The 14012-nt window shown below is 68.5% G+C and carries 12 protein-coding genes; 10 read left to right on the top strand and 2 right to left on the bottom strand.

Annotation, left to right across the window (positions count from 1 at the left end):
• Positions 1–41 precede the first annotated feature (41 nt).
• From ACN8HC_RS17600 to ACN8HC_RS17625, 6 genes are all read left to right on the top strand, one after another.
• Positions 42–638 carry a F0F1 ATP synthase subunit B gene (locus ACN8HC_RS17600; RefSeq protein WP_490076147.1) on the top strand — a complete coding sequence of 199 codons (597 nt, stop codon included), beginning with the start codon at positions 42–44 and terminating at the stop codon, positions 636–638.
• Positions 638–1450: a F0F1 ATP synthase subunit delta gene (locus ACN8HC_RS17605; RefSeq protein ID WP_490076148.1), complete on the top strand. Its 813-nt coding sequence runs from the start codon at positions 638–640 to the stop codon at positions 1448–1450. The genes ACN8HC_RS17600 and ACN8HC_RS17605 overlap by 1 nt, the downstream gene beginning before the upstream one ends.
• A gap of 84 nt (positions 1451–1534) precedes the next feature.
• Complete coding sequence (gene atpA / locus ACN8HC_RS17610) at positions 1535–3172, top strand: F0F1 ATP synthase subunit alpha (RefSeq protein WP_490076149.1); 1638 nt, start codon at positions 1535–1537, stop codon at positions 3170–3172.
• Between the two features lie 101 nt (positions 3173–3273).
• Positions 3274–4188: a F0F1 ATP synthase subunit gamma gene (locus tag ACN8HC_RS17615; protein ID WP_490076150.1), complete on the top strand. Its 915-nt coding sequence runs from the start codon at positions 3274–3276 to the stop codon at positions 4186–4188.
• Positions 4189–4213: 25 nt separating this feature from the next.
• Complete coding sequence (gene atpD, locus ACN8HC_RS17620) at positions 4214–5695, top strand: F0F1 ATP synthase subunit beta (protein ID WP_490076151.1); 1482 nt, start codon at positions 4214–4216, stop codon at positions 5693–5695.
• 209 nt (positions 5696–5904) lie between these two features.
• Positions 5905–6576, top strand: coding sequence for a YdeI/OmpD-associated family protein (locus tag ACN8HC_RS17625; protein WP_490076152.1), 672 nt, complete (start codon positions 5905–5907; stop codon positions 6574–6576).
• Between the two features lie 3 nt (positions 6577–6579).
• Here the strand turns inward: ACN8HC_RS17625 and ACN8HC_RS17630 are convergent, their stop codons facing one another.
• The gene (locus ACN8HC_RS17630) at positions 6580–7401 is read right to left on the bottom strand and encodes a DMT family transporter (protein ID WP_490076153.1); all 822 of its coding nucleotides are present in this window, start codon (positions 7399–7401) and stop codon (positions 6580–6582) included.
• Positions 7402–7485: 84 nt separating this feature from the next.
• Between ACN8HC_RS17630 and poxB the strand changes: the two genes are divergently transcribed.
• The 4 genes from poxB (at position 7486) to ACN8HC_RS17650 (ending at position 12730) form a co-directional block, all read left to right on the top strand.
• Positions 7486–9210 carry a ubiquinone-dependent pyruvate dehydrogenase gene (poxB, locus tag ACN8HC_RS17635; protein WP_490076154.1) on the top strand — a complete coding sequence of 575 codons (1725 nt, stop codon included), beginning with the start codon at positions 7486–7488 and terminating at the stop codon, positions 9208–9210.
• Between the two features lie 53 nt (positions 9211–9263).
• Positions 9264–11909 carry an asparagine synthase (glutamine-hydrolyzing) gene (gene asnB, locus ACN8HC_RS17640; protein WP_490076155.1) on the top strand — a complete coding sequence of 882 codons (2646 nt, stop codon included), beginning with the start codon at positions 9264–9266 and terminating at the stop codon, positions 11907–11909.
• A gap of 111 nt (positions 11910–12020) precedes the next feature.
• Entirely contained in the window at positions 12021–12290 is a 270-nt protein-coding gene (locus ACN8HC_RS17645; protein ID WP_490076156.1) for a F0F1 ATP synthase subunit epsilon, read from the top strand.
• An 11-nt stretch (positions 12291–12301) separates the two neighbouring features.
• Entirely contained in the window at positions 12302–12730 is a 429-nt protein-coding gene (locus ACN8HC_RS17650) for a DUF2550 family protein (protein WP_490076157.1), read from the top strand.
• A gap of 37 nt (positions 12731–12767) precedes the next feature.
• Here ACN8HC_RS17650 and ACN8HC_RS17655 read toward each other — a convergent pair whose 3' ends face one another.
• Entirely contained in the window at positions 12768–13841 is a 1074-nt protein-coding gene (locus ACN8HC_RS17655) for a hypothetical protein (RefSeq protein WP_490076158.1), read from the bottom strand.
• Positions 13842–14012: the final 171 nt, after the last annotated feature.

Here is a 14012-nt window from a genome sequence, read left to right on the forward strand (position 1 = left end):
TACACCGCAAGCCCATCAGCCCAGTCTCGTAGGAGAGAGTCATGCACAGTGTCGCCCTAGCGGCGCTCGCCGCCTCCAGCGACAACTCCGTCGCCGAGAGGGCGCCGATCCTGCCGCAGTGGTCGGAGTTGATCTTCGGCCTCGTCGTGTTCGCGGGGATTCTGTTCGTCATCTGGAAGAAGGTCGTTCCCAACCTGGAGAAGGCCTACCAGGAGCGGACAGCCGCCATCGAGGGCGGCATGGAGCAGGCCGCGGAGGTCCAGAAGCAGGCGGAGGAGGCCAAGTCGCAGTACGAAGCGCAGCTCGCCCACGCTCGCGCCGAAGCCGCCCGGATCCGCGAGGACGCGCGTGCCCAGGGGGCGCAGATCATCGCCGAGATGCGGGAGCAGGCGGGTGCCGAGTCCCAGCGGATCATCGAGAGCGCGCACAAGCAGACCGAGGCCGAGCGCCAGCAGGCCCAGGTCGAGCTGCGCAGCCACGTCGGCCGGCTGTCGACCGACCTGGCCAGCAAGATCGTCGGTGAGTCGCTGGAGGACGAGGCTCGCCAGCGCGGCATCGTCGAGCGCTTCCTCGCCGACCTCGAGTCCGGTGAGGTCAAGCCGGAGAAGGTCGGCACGGCTGCGAACGAGGGCGTCTGATGCAGGGTGCATCGCGCGGTTCGCTGCTGACGACGCGGCAGGAGATGAGCAGCCTGCTCGGCTCCGGCGCGGGCGCCGCCGCACTCGGTGACGAACTCTTCGCTGTTTCGGGGGTGCTCGGCTCGAGCGCATCGCTCCGGCGGGCGCTGACCGACCCGACGGGTGAGCAGACGGCCAAGGCGTCCTTGGTCGACCGGCTCTTCGGCGGCAAGGTCAGCGACGCAGTGCAGCAACTGCTGCGCAGCGCCGTCGGCCAGCGCTGGACCGACGAGCGCGACCTGGGTGACGCCCTGGAGCAACTCGGGGTGGAGGCGACCCTGACCGCGGCCGAGCAGCAGGGGCGGCTCGACGACGTCGAGGACCAGCTCTTCCGCTTCGAGCGCACGGTCACCGGCGACGCAGCCCTGCGCGATGCGCTGGGCGACCGGCGCCGGTCCGGTCACGACAAGGCGCAGCTGGTCGGCACGCTGCTCAGCGGCAAGGCGGCACCGGAGACGGTGCGCCTGGCGCAGCAGGCCGCGGCCAACCCGGCCGGTCGCCGGGTGGAGCGGGTGCTCGAGTCGTATGTCGCCGTCGCCGCGCGGCTGCGTGACCGATTGGCCGCGACGGTGACGTCGGCAGTGGAGCTCGGCGACGCCGACCGGTCCCGGCTGGGACACGCGCTGTCGCGGGTCTACGGCCGTCCGGTGCAGCTGAACGTCATCGTCGACCCGAGCATCGTCGGCGGCCTGCGGGTGCAGGTCGGTGACGAGGTCATCGACGGCACCATCGCAACCCGACTGGAGGACGCTCGCCGCATCATGGCGGGCTGACACTCACGAGAGACCTTCCGGCATACCGACGCTGGAGCAAGACCTAACGGGCCACGGTGGTCCGCCCATACAAGGAGAAACAACATGACGGAGCTTTCGATCCGTCCGGACGAGATCCGGGAAGCACTGGACGGCTACGTCCGGTCGTACGAGCCGGGTGCCGCCAGCCGTGAGGAAGTCGGCACCGTGGTGGATGCCGCCGACGGCATCGCGCACGTCGAGGGCCTGCCCTCGGCCATGACCAACGAGCTGCTGGAGTTCGAGGACGGCACGCTCGGCATCGCGCTCAACCTGGACGTGCACGACATCGGTGTCGTCGTGCTGGGTGAGTTCGGCGGCATCGAAGAGGGCCAGCCGGTCAAGCGGACCGGCGAGGTGCTCTCCGTCCCCGTCGGTGACGCCTTCCTCGGTCGCGTGGTCGACCCGCTGGGTCACCCGGTCGACGGGCTGGGCGACATCAACGCCGAGACCCGCCGTGAGCTGGAGCTGCAGGCGCCCAACGTCGTCTCCCGCAAGTCGGTGCACGAGCCGCTGATGACCGGCATCAAGGCCATCGACGCGATGACCCCGATCGGCCGTGGCCAGCGTCAGCTGATCATCGGCGACCGCAAGACCGGCAAGACGACGATCGCGACCGACACGATCATCAACCAGAAGGCCAACTGGGAGTCGGGCGACCCGAAGAAGCAGGTGCGCTGCATCTACGTCTCGATCGGCCAGAAGAACTCCACCGTCGCCGAGGTGCGCCGCACCCTCGAAGAGGCGGGCGCGATGGAATACACCACCATCGTCAACGCCGCCGCAGGTGAGGCCGCCGGGTTCAAGTACCTCGCACCGTTCACCGGCTCGGCCATCGGCCAGCACTGGATGTATGACGGCAAGCACGTCCTCATCGTTTTCGACGACCTGACCAAGCAGGCCGAGGCCTACCGCGCGATGTCGCTGCTGCTGCGTCGTCCGCCGGGTCGCGAGGCCTACCCGGGCGACGTGTTCTACCTGCACAGCCGCCTGCTGGAGCGCTGCGCGAAGCTGTCGGACGAGCTGGGCGCCGGCTCGATGACCGGTCTGCCGATCATCGAGACCAAGGCGGGCGACGTCTCGGCATACATCCCGACCAACGTCATCTCGATCACCGACGGTCAGATCTACCTGCAGGCCGACCTGTTCAACGCCAACCAGCGCCCGGCGGTCGACGTCGGTGTGTCGGTGTCGCGTGTCGGTGGCGCCGCCATGACCAAGGCGATGAAGGCCGTCACCGGTTCGATCAAGGTCGACCTGGCCCAGTACCGCGAGATGCAGGCGTTCGCGATGTTCGCCTCCGACCTGGACGCCGCGTCCCGTCACCAGCTGGCACGTGGTGACCGGCTGATGGCGCTGTTCAAGCAGCCCCAGAACGACCCCTACTCGCTGTCCTCGCAGGTCGCGGCGATCTGGGCCGGCACGACGGGGCAGCTGGACGACGTGGCGGTGGCCGACGTGCCGCGCTTCGAGCGGGAGTTCCTCGACCTGCTGCGCCGCGAGCACAAGGGCACCCTCGACGCGATCGAGGAGACCACCAAGCTGGACGACGACGCCAAGGCCGTCTTCGAGGAGGCCGTGGCCAAGCTGAAGTCGGAGTTCGAGAGCGGTCCGCAGCACGGTGGCGAAGGCGCCGAGTCCCATGACGAGATCGCCCAGGACCAGATCGACCAGGCGAAGATCGTCAAGGCCAAGCAGGGCTGAATCCCGAAGGCCGAGGCGGGGAGCCGCTGTGGATCCTCACCTCGGCCACCGGGTCCGGCAGCCGGGCCCGCAGCACAGTTTTCGACTAGGAAGGGGACACCATGGGCGCGCAGATGCGGATCTACCGCCAGCGCATCCGGTCTGTCCAGGCCACCAAGAAGATCACGCGCGCGATGGAGCTCATCGCTGCGTCGCGTGTGGTCAAGGCGCGCCGGCGGGTCGAGCAGTCGACGCCATACGCGCTCGCGCTGACCCGTGCGTGCTCCGCCGTCGCAACGCACAGCAACACCGACCACGCCCTGACCACCGAGCGGGAGCAGCCCAAGCGCGCGGCGGTGCTCATCTGCACCAGTGACCGCGGCCTGGCCGGCGCCTACTCGGTCAACGCCATCAAGAAGTCCGCCGAGCTGATCGAGCGGCTGCGTGGCGAGGGCAAGGAGGTCGTCCCCTTCCTGATCGGCCGGAAGGCGGTCGGCTACTACAAGTTCCGCCGTCGCGACTACGAGCAGGAGTGGACCGGCTTCACCGACAGCCCGGAGTTCGACGTCGCCAAGGAGATCGGTGACGTCCTCACCGAGCAGTTCATCGACGGCAGCGCCGAGGGCGGCGTGGACGAGGTCCACATCGTCTACACCCGCTTCGTCAGCATGGTCGCCCAGGAGCCACAGGTCGTGCGCCTGCTGCCGCTCGAGGTCGTCGAGGGCGAGATCGACTCCGACGGCGACGGCGCAGCCGACGGTGGGCCGCTGCCGCTCTACGAGTTCGAGCCGAGTGCCGACGAGGTGCTGGACGCGCTGCTGCCGAAGTACGTCAACGCTCGCATCTACAACGCGCTGCTGCAGTCGGCCGCGTCGGAGCTCGCCGCCCGTCAGCGCGCCATGAAGTCGGCGACGGACAATGCCGAGGAACTCATCAAGACCTATACCCGCCTCGCCAACCAGGCGCGGCAGGCCGAGATCACCCAAGAGATCAGCGAGATCGTTGGTGGCGCCAGCGCTCTTGCGGACGCCTCCTGAAACGCCACGGAGAAAGAGATAGCCAATGAGTGAGACCAACGTTCTCGACACGAAGGCGGAGGAGACCGCGCCGGGCGCCGTGGGGCGTGTCGCGCGGGTCATCGGTCCGGTCATCGACGTCGAGTTCCCGACCGACGGCATGCCGGAGATCTACAACCTGCTGACTCTCGAGGTCGACCTGTCCGCCGAGGGCGAGGAGACCGAGGGCAAGAAGCAGATCAACCTCGAGGTCGAGCAGCACATCGGCGACAACATGGTGCGCGCGATCTCGCTGCAGCCGACCGACGGCGTCGTGCGCGGGCAGGCCGTGCAGGACACCGGCGGCCCGATCATGGTGCCGGTCGGCGAGTCGACCCTCGGCAAGGTCTTCAACGCGACCGGCGAGTGCCTCAACCTCGAAGAGGGCGAGCAACTCGAGGTCAACGAGCGGTGGGGCATCCACCGCCGGCCGCCGGCCTTCGATCAGCTGGAGTCCAAGACCCAGATGTTCGAGACCGGCATCAAGGTCATCGACCTGCTGACCCCCTACGTGCAGGGTGGCAAGATCGGCCTGTTCGGCGGTGCCGGTGTCGGCAAGACCGTCCTCATCCAGGAAATGATCGCCCGTGTGGCCCGCGACCACGGTGGTGTGTCGGTGTTCGCCGGTGTCGGTGAGCGCACCCGTGAGGGCAACGACCTGATGGTCGAGATGGAGGAGGCCGGCGTGCTCGGCCAGACCGCCCTCGTCTTCGGTCAGATGGACGAGCCGCCGGGCACGCGTCTGCGCGTCGCCCTGTCGGCACTGACCATGGCGGAGTACTTCCGCGACGTCCAGAACCAGGACGTGCTGCTGTTCATCGACAACATCTTCCGGTTCACCCAGGCCGGTTCGGAGGTCTCCACGCTGCTCGGTCGTATGCCGAGCGCCGTGGGTTACCAGCCGACGCTGGCCGACGAGATGGGCGAACTGCAGGAGCGGATCACCTCGACGCGCGGTCACTCGATCACCTCGATGCAGGCGATCTACGTGCCCGCCGACGACTACACCGACCCGGCTCCGGCGACGACGTTCGCGCACCTGGACGCTACGACCGAACTCTCGCGTGACATCGCCTCCATGGGTATCTACCCGGCGGTGGACCCGCTCACCTCGACCTCGCGCATCCTGGACCCGCGCTACATCTCGCAGGAGCACTACGACACCGCGGTGCGCGTGAAGCAGATCCTGCAGCGCAACAAGGAGCTGCAGGACATCATCGCGATCCTCGGCATCGACGAGCTCTCCGAAGAGGACAAGATCCTCGTCAACCGCGCTCGCCGCATCCAGCGCTTCCTGTCGCAGAACACCTACGTCGCCAAGCAGTTCACCGGCATCGAGGGTTCGACCGTCCCGCTCTCGGAGACGATCGAGGCCTTCAACAAGATCGCCGACGGTGATTACGACTCCACCCCGGAGCAGGCCTTCTTCATGTGCGGTGGTCTCGAGGATGTCGAGAAGCGTGCCGCCGAGCTGGCCAAGGAAGACTGAGCAACACTTTCGCGCTTCGCGTCGGGAAGGTCCCGGATCAGCAACCGCTGGTCCGGGACCTTTCCCCTTTGGCCGACAGGCCAACGCCCTACCGATCGGCGGGGCCCTCGCCGAGGCGTTCGGCGGCAGCGTCGGCGCTCTCGGCTGAGACCGGCCTCCTTACCGCAATGAGGAGCTGGGTGTCGGCGGGGCGTGCCAGGGTGGGCCCTATGGCGAAAGACCCCACGCCCGGCCGGATGGGCGGCACCGCGGAGCGACCGGCACGCTTCTTCGCCGACGCGGCGGAGTTCGGCGCCTGGCTGGCCGCTCACCACGACACGGAGACCGAGTTGTGGATGGGGATTGCCAAGAAGCACGTCGCCGACCGCGGGCTGACCTGGGCGGAGGCAGTGCCGGAGGCGCTGTGCTGGGGCTGGATCGACTCGGTCGCGCAGCGCATCGACGACGACTACGTCCGTCAGCGATGGACACCGCGCAAGCGCACGAGTCACTGGAGCAAGGTCAACCTCGACCTGGTCGAGCGACTGCGGGCAGAGGGCCGCATGCAGCCGGCCGGTCTGGCGATCTGGGAGGCACGGCGGCGGGAGGCCGCGCCATACACGCACGAGCAGACCGGCCCGCTCGAGCTGCCGCCGACGTATGCCGAGCGACTCGCCGATTCACCTGCCGCCACGGCGTTCCTGGACGCCGCAACCGCTACTTACCGGCGCCAGTGCATCAACTGGGTGCTGACCGCCAAGCAGGAGGCGACCCGCGACCGACGGATGACGCAGCTGGTCGAGTGCAGCGCTGCGGGACAGGTGGTGCCTTTCCAGCGCTACGGCGAGCTGCCGAAGTGGGTCCAGCGTGCCGCCGCGGCAGCCGCCGCGGCGCGCTCCTGAGCCTCACTCGATTTCGGCCCGCCCGGCGAGCGCGAGGCAGCCGCCGAGCGTGACGACGAAGCCGAAGGGCGCGACCGCAGCGAACCCGGCGCGGATGTGATCGCCCAGGAACGCCAACCCGATGGCAGCCGGTACGACGGTCTCCATCGCAAACGTGACCGCCGCGACGCTCGTGGTGCGACCTCGATCGAGGGCGAAACCGTAGGCGACGATCGCGATCGCCCCCGCGATGATCAGCGCCCACAGCTCCGGCCGGCCGAGCGTGTGCCACAACGGATTCGCGGCCTGCAGCACCCGGGCGACGATGCCGGTGAGCCCGAAACCGAGCCCGCTGGCCACCGCGAGCACGACGGACGACCGCGAAGCCTGACGGTCGGCGAGCCCCGCGGCGAAGACGAGCGCGACCAGCGCCGCACCGGCCAGCAACAGCCACCCACCCCGCGCATCGAGCGGCTGCCCGGCACCTTCCTGGGCGCTGATCGCCAGCAGCACCAAGCCGATTCCGGTGCCGACCAGGGCGGTGACCTCGCGGCCGGAGAGCCGCACGTGGAGGACCAGCACCGCGAGCACGGCCGTGACACCGACCGAGGACGCGAGCATCGACTCCACCAGGAAGAGCGGCAGCGACCGCAGTGCCGCGAAGCTGAGCACGAATCCCGCGCCGTCGAGCACGAGGCCCACGCCATACAGCCAGCCGGCCCGGCGCCGACCCCACAGCGACGTCCCGCGCGGCGCATCGGCCAGCCGGCGCACCCCGATCGCCTGCAGGATCGTCGCCGCGCCATACGCGATGGCCGCGAGGACGGCTCCTGCGATCGCCAGCATGGGCTGATCGTGTCACGGCGCCGGCGGGTGGATCTTCCGGGTCCTGCCGGCCCGGGCCGCGCGCTCCGCGGCCACAATGGGCGCATGGCGACGATTGCGGACTCGATCATTCGGACCCTCAAGGCGAGCGGCGTCCGGCGGCTGTATGGCGTGCCCGGCGACTCGCTCAACGGCCTCACCGATGCGCTCCGGCGCGACGGCGACCTGCAGTGGGCGCACGTGCGCAACGAGGAGGTCGGTGCCTTCGCGGCCGGCGCGGAAGCGCAGCTGACCGGTGAGCTGGCGGTCTGCGTCGGCAGCTGCGGCCCGGGCAATGTGCACCTCATCAACGGCCTCTACGACGCCGGCCGCAGTCACGCGCCGGTGCTCGCGATCGCCGCGCAGATCCCGCGCGAGGAGATCGGCAGCGGCTACTTCCAGGAGACGCACCCGACGCACATCTTCAACGAGTGCAGCGTCTATGCCGAGCTGGTGTCGTGCGCGGAGCAGTTCCCGGTGGTCTTCCAGCAAGCGCTGCAGGCGGCGATCACCCGCCGCGGCGTCGCGGTGATGGTGGTGCCGGGGGAGATCTTCATGGCGGAGTGGTCGGGCAAGGACGTGCTGCCGGTGCACACCACCCGCTCGGCCGTCGTGCCGGACGGCGCGGAGCTTTCCGCAGCCGCCGAGGTGATCAGCAGGGCGAAGCGGCCCGCCATACTCGCCGGTGCCGGGTGTGCCGGCGCCCACGACGAGCTGGTGGAGTTCGCGCAGGCCATCAAGGCGCCGGTGGTGCACTCGTTGCGCGGCAAGGAGTGGCTGGAGTGGGACAACCCGCTCAACGTCGGGCTGACCGGGCTGATCGGCTACGACTCCGGCTACCGCGCGATGGAGCACTGCGACGTGCTGATCATGGCGGGGACCGACTTCCCCTACCGGCCGTTCCTGCCCGACGGTGTGCCGGTCGTGCAGCTCGACGTTCGTGGCGAGCGGATCGGCCGGCGCGTGCAGGTCTCGCATCCGCTGGTCGGCACCGTGCGTGACACGTTGCCGTTACTGCAAGCTCGCATCACACCGCACAGCGACGGCAGTTTCGCCGACACCATCGTGCGGCACCACCGCAGACGCCGCGCCAAGCTCGACGAACTGGCTCAATCGGGTCGGCCGAACGAAACGCCGCTGCACCCGCAGTTCGTCACCGCGACGATCGACGACCTGGCGACCGACGACGCGGTCTTCACCTGTGACGTCGGCACGCCGACCGTGTGGGCGGCCCGCTACCTGCGGATGAACGGCAAACGCCGGCTGCTCGGGTCGTTCAACCACGGCTCGATGGCCAACGCCCTGGCGCAGGCGATCGGCGCAGCCGCGGCATACCCGAAACGGCAGGTGGTCGCGCTCGCCGGCGACGGTGGTCTCGCGATGCTGCTCGGCGACCTGCTCACCCTGGAGCAACTCCGGCTGCCGGTGAAGGTGATGGTCTACAACAACAGTGCGCTCAGCTTCGTGGAGCTGGAGATGAAGCAGGCCGGACTGGTCAACTTCGGCACCGGACTCGACAACCCGGACTTCGCCGGCATCGCGGAGGCCATCGGGATGCGCGGGCTGCGGGCGGAGCGGACCGGTGACGTTGTCGACACCGTGCGGGAGGCGTTCGAGTATGACGGCCCCGCTCTCGTCGATCTCCGCGTCGCCCGGCAGGAGCTGTCCCTGCCGCCGAAGATCACCCTGTCGCAGGTGAAGGGTTTCACGCTCTACGCCACCCGCACAGTGCTGTCCGGCCGCGGCAGCGAGATCGTCGAGCTGGCGCGCACCAACCTGCAGCAGCTGTAGGCGGAGCCGGTCCGTTTCGCGCGGCGGCGGGCGCGCCAAATAAGCTGGCCCGCATGTGTGGAATCGTCGGGTACCTCGGGCCCAGTGGCAACGCAGCGATGCTGCGGCGGATGAACGACTGCCAGGCGCACCGCGGCCCCGACGGCCACGGCACCTTCGCCGACGGCGAGGTCGGCCTCGGCCACCGCCGGTTGTCGATCATCGACGTCGCGCACGGCCAGCAGCCGATGACGACACCGGACGGCCGCTACACCATCGTCTACAACGGCGAGGTCTACAACTATCTGCCGCTGCGCGACGAGCTGAAACAGCTCGGCCACGAGTTCAGCACCGACTCCGACACGGAAGTCGTGCTCGCGGCGTTCGCGCAGTGGGGCAACGATGCGTTCGACCGGTTCAACGGCATGTGGGGCCTGGCGATCTGGGACGCGCAGGACAAGCGACTCACGCTGAGCCGCGATCACTTCGGCATCAAGCCGGTCTATGTCGCGCAGGTCGGCGACACGTTCCTGTTCGCCTCGGAGATCAAGGGCATCCTCGCCTCCGGTCTCTACGACCGCAAACCCAACGACCGCACCGTCTACCGCTACCTGCGCTTCCGCATCCACGAGGACGGCCGGGAGACCTTCTTCGACGGCATCGAGCGGCTCGAGCCCGGCGAGGCGCTCAGCATCGACGCGAGCGGGACCACGCGGGCGCCATACACGAGGTTGCGGGAGGAGCTTGCCGAGCTCGCCCAGGAACAGCGCCCGTATGACGAGGCGGCTGCCGCCGACTACAAGGCCCGGCTGATCGAGGCCGTCCGGCTCCGGCTGCAGTCCGAGGTGCCGGTCGGCACGTCGCTGTCCGGTGGTCTGGACTCCAGCGCGGTCGCGGTCATCATCAATCAGCTGCTCAATGCCGGCGACCGGACGACCGCCGAATCCGTCGGCACCGAACAAAACACGTTCTCCGCCGTCTTCCCCGGGTCGCTCAACGACGAGGAGAAGTATGTCGACGCCGTGCTCGACATCTGCCGCGGGCACGTGGCCGCGCACAAGATCAAGCCGACGGCCGACGAGTTCAAGGCCGACCTGCGCGACTTCGTGCGCGCGCAGGAGGAGCCGCTGATCTCCTCGGGTCCCTACGCGCAGTACCAGGTGATGCGAGAGGCGACCGAGCACGTCACCGTGCTGCTCGACGGGCAGGGCGCTGACGAGATGATGGCCGGTTACATTCCCTACTACTTCGTCTACCTGCGCCAGCTGAAGTCCCAGGGAACCAAGGACGCGCTGGCTGAGCTGTCCAAGAGCCTCGACGTCATCTACCGGCTCGGCCGCTTCAAACTGCAGGCAAAACTCAAGGGCCGCAAGGGAATCCCGATGACCCAGCTGCTCGCGGACGACTTCGTCGCGGCGCACCGGGGGCAGAGCTACACGGTCGAGGGGACGAACCTCAAGAAGCGGCTCATCGAGGACCTCTTCGTCGGTTCGCTGCCGTCGCTGCTGCGCTACGAGGACAAGAACACCATGCGGTTCTCCCTCGAGGGACGCGTTCCGTTCCTGGACAAGGAGGTCGTGAAGTTCATCTTCAGCCTGTCCGACGAGGCAATCATCAAGGGCGGCTGGAACAAGCGCATCCTGCGGGACGCAACCCGTGGGCTGCTGCCGGAGTCGATCAACCGGCGCCGCAACAAGATCGGTTTCACCACCCCGCAGGGCGAGTGGTTCATGCGGCTGAAGAATTACTTCTACAACATCTTCCTGTCCGAATCTTTCGCCAGCAGGCCGTATTTCGACCAGTCCGAGGTGTTGCACGCGTTCGAGGGCTGGATCAAGGGCACCAACGACGTCGACTCGATGGTCTTCTGGCGGATGCTCAACGTCGAACTGTGGTTGCAGGAGTTCTTCGACGAGAAGCGGCCCGAGGACGACCGGCCCGCGCGCATCAAGACCGACCTCGAAGCCAACGAGGGCAAGCAGCTCGATCTGGTGACCGCGTCCGGCACCACCGTGCGCCGCTACCCGCTGCGCACCGAACTGTTCAGCCGCGACGACGACCTGGACAAGCGTGTGCTCGAGCAGGTCGATCGCTTCTTCGAGACGCTCGAGAGCGACCCGGAGCATGCTGCAGCGTTGGCCGGAAAGCGTTGGTACTACTTCATTTCGGAGAAGATCGTCGCGATCACGCAGGGGCGGTCCTATTTCATCTGGGACATCAACGTGGGCCGCCCGGCGCGGGTGCTGTCCAAGTACGTCACCCGCACACCGGCCGGCATCGGGCTCGGCTCACCGTTCACCATGCAGCTGGCGATCCAGGAGGCCGGCCTGCCCCGGGTGCTCTACGCCAGCGCCGGGGGAGCGGTCGGCAAGCTGATCGGCAAGCGTGGCCTGTTCTACGAGCTGGTCGGCGGGGACATCCGGGCGATCGACGGTCCGACGGAATACTCGGCATACCCCTCGAACGTCTCGGCCAAGCTCGCGCCGAAGGACCCCGACGACGTGGCCGCCCGGCTCTCCGCCGCGATCCGCGAGCGCGTGCCGGCGGCATACAAGGACACCTTCGGCGGCACCATCGTCATGGACGCCAACGACATCGGCCGCAACGTGCTCGGCACCGACGTGCCGGGGGACAAGAGCCGGTTCGAGGAGATGTTCGCCGACAACCCGCTCGGTCAGGGCGGTGAGCAGACCCCGATGGCGATCGTCGTCGAGGTCTGACCCCTGGGATCGCGCGCCGGGCATCCCCGCGCGCCCGCTAAGCTGGTTGCACAGTCCACTTGTCCCGCCCGAGTGGAGTGATCCGCCGTACTTCCAAGGAGCTGACTCCCCGTGAGCCTGCAGGTCGAAATCGTCGCCCCGGACCGCATCGTCTGGTCCGGTGAGGCGCGCCAGCTGTCCGCACGCACCGTCGAGGGTGAGATCGGCATCCTGCCGCAGCACGAGCCGATGCTGGCCGTCCTGGGCGACGGCGACGTCCACGTCGACCCGGTCGACGGGCAACGCGAGACGATCACCATCAGCGGGGGGTTCATCTCGGTGGACAACGACAAGGTCACGCTCGTCGCCGAGCGCGTCGACGCGGCGAACCTCGGCGTCTGAGAGGTCCTGGCGTGCTCGCGACGATCGACTGGTTGGCGGTCGTTGTCGCGTGCATCGTGCTCCTGATCGTCCTGGGTCTCGTCGCCATGGTGGTCCGCCGCCGGCTGATCGCCCGCGGCGAACCACTCGCGATGGTCGCCCTGCAGCGCGGCGACGGCTGGCGGCTCGGTATGACGCGCTTCTCGACCGACAGCGTCCAGTGGTTCGCGGTGATCGGCGTCGGCCTCCGGCCACGGTGCGTATGGCGTCGCGGCGAGCTCGACCTCGGCGCGCCCATCCCGGTCACCCGCGCGAAACCCGTTGCGATGGTCGACCCGGTCCAGGTGGAGTGCACGATCGGCGAAGAGCGCTTCCTCATCGCCGTCGCCCCGGGCGACTACACCGCGCTGCGCTCGTGGTCCGAGTCGGCGCCGCCGGGGCTCAACGCCAACGTGGCCTGAGTCCCCGGCGCTTCGGCCTCCCCGCCGACTGGCACACCTAACTCCGAGTGGCACACCTGGAGCTGTGCCACTCGCCGGTACGTGTGCCGCTCGGCGTCATGTGCGCCATCCGGGAAGGAACGCGCGTATGGCGCCTACGCGGGCTGCCACTTGGCAGATGGCCGCCGCGGTGGCTGCAGCTCCGGATCCCACCGGCGCCATGCGAGACCTTGCGCCGGGCGCAGGCCCGCGGCATACAGGATCTGACGAAGCGGCTCGCCCTGCCAGGCTCGCGCCATACCCAGCGCTCGACCCGGGGACCGCCGCGACGGATCCGATCCTCCCGACGCTTCTCCTCCCAGAGCACGTCGGGTGAGATGTACTTGACCTTGCCATCGAACTCGCCGACCAGCCCCGGCCAGCCGAAGTCCCCGTAGCCGAACACCGTCTCCCCGTCGGCAAGTTCCACCTGCAGATCTGGTTGCGGCAGACCGAACTGATAGATCCGCGCACGACTCAGCGACTCACCCGGCGACTCCGATCGCCCGTCGGCGAGATGTATGGCGAGCGCCGCCCGCCGCCTGCCACGGGCACCCGGCGGAAGCTGCGCAATCTGTTCGTCCAATTCGGCCTGCGTGCACTTCCCCAGGTGCAGCGCTGCATCAGCGACGACCAGCCCCTGAGCGAGCGTCCCGATCCGTGCGAGATCCACCACCGTGCGCGGCACCGGGGTGACCGGAATGCCATGGCATTCTGTCGGCTCCGGGAGGTCGGCGACTCGATGCCGCCGGATCAGTCCGGTGTTGCCGCTGCCCGTCGGCACGAGCACATCGACGCGTGTCGGCCACCCACCCAGCACTGGCAACTCCTGCAGGACGGCCGCCGAGTGGCGGCAGGCCGTCGGGGGAGGGTCGCTGAGCACAAAGCGGAAGGTGCTGAGCACGAGGCCCCGGAAGCGGTTCTCGTCGTCCAGCTCGGACCATCGCTCGGCCGCGAGATAACCGCCGCGGCGCACGCGGGCGAGGCGGGAGTCAGCACGGCGCGCTTCCTCCCACGGAAGCACGCCACGTCGCACCAACTCCGTGCAGCTGAGGATCTCTCCCGGTGCTAAGCGCTCGACGTCATCTCGCATGCGTCGATCGTGGCGGATGGTCGGCCCTCGCGGACGTTGTCCACAAGTCCTCCTCCGACTGGCACAGGTAACGCCGAGTGGCACACCTGCAGGGTTGCCACTCGGCGACAGCTGTGCCACTCGGTGGCAGGTGTGCCACTCGGCGACAGCTGTGCCACTCGGTGGCAGGTG

The organism is Flexivirga sp. YIM B11880, from assembly GCF_058148645.1.

What these genes read in the sequence shown, in the direction of transcription:
- ACN8HC_RS17600 (WP_490076147.1), top strand. Translation starts at nt 42, where the DNA reads ATGCACAGTGTCGCCCTAGCGGCGCTCGCCGCCTCCAGCGACAACTCC.
- ACN8HC_RS17605 (WP_490076148.1), top strand. Translation starts at nt 638, where the DNA reads ATGCAGGGTGCATCGCGCGGTTCGCTGCTGACGACGCGGCAGGAGATG.
- atpA (WP_490076149.1), top strand. Translation starts at nt 1,535, where the DNA reads ATGACGGAGCTTTCGATCCGTCCGGACGAGATCCGGGAAGCACTGGAC.
- ACN8HC_RS17615 (WP_490076150.1), top strand. Translation starts at nt 3,274, where the DNA reads ATGGGCGCGCAGATGCGGATCTACCGCCAGCGCATCCGGTCTGTCCAG.
- atpD (WP_490076151.1), top strand. Translation starts at nt 4,214, where the DNA reads ATGAGTGAGACCAACGTTCTCGACACGAAGGCGGAGGAGACCGCGCCG.
- ACN8HC_RS17625 (WP_490076152.1), top strand. Translation starts at nt 5,905, where the DNA reads ATGGCGAAAGACCCCACGCCCGGCCGGATGGGCGGCACCGCGGAGCGA.
- ACN8HC_RS17630 (WP_490076153.1), bottom strand. Translation starts at nt 7,401, where the DNA reads ATGCTGGCGATCGCAGGAGCCGTCCTCGCGGCCATCGCGTATGGCGCG.
- poxB (WP_490076154.1), top strand. Translation starts at nt 7,486, where the DNA reads ATGGCGACGATTGCGGACTCGATCATTCGGACCCTCAAGGCGAGCGGC.
- asnB (WP_490076155.1), top strand. Translation starts at nt 9,264, where the DNA reads ATGTGTGGAATCGTCGGGTACCTCGGGCCCAGTGGCAACGCAGCGATG.
- ACN8HC_RS17655 (WP_490076158.1), bottom strand. Translation starts at nt 13,841, where the DNA reads ATGCGAGATGACGTCGAGCGCTTAGCACCGGGAGAGATCCTCAGCTGC.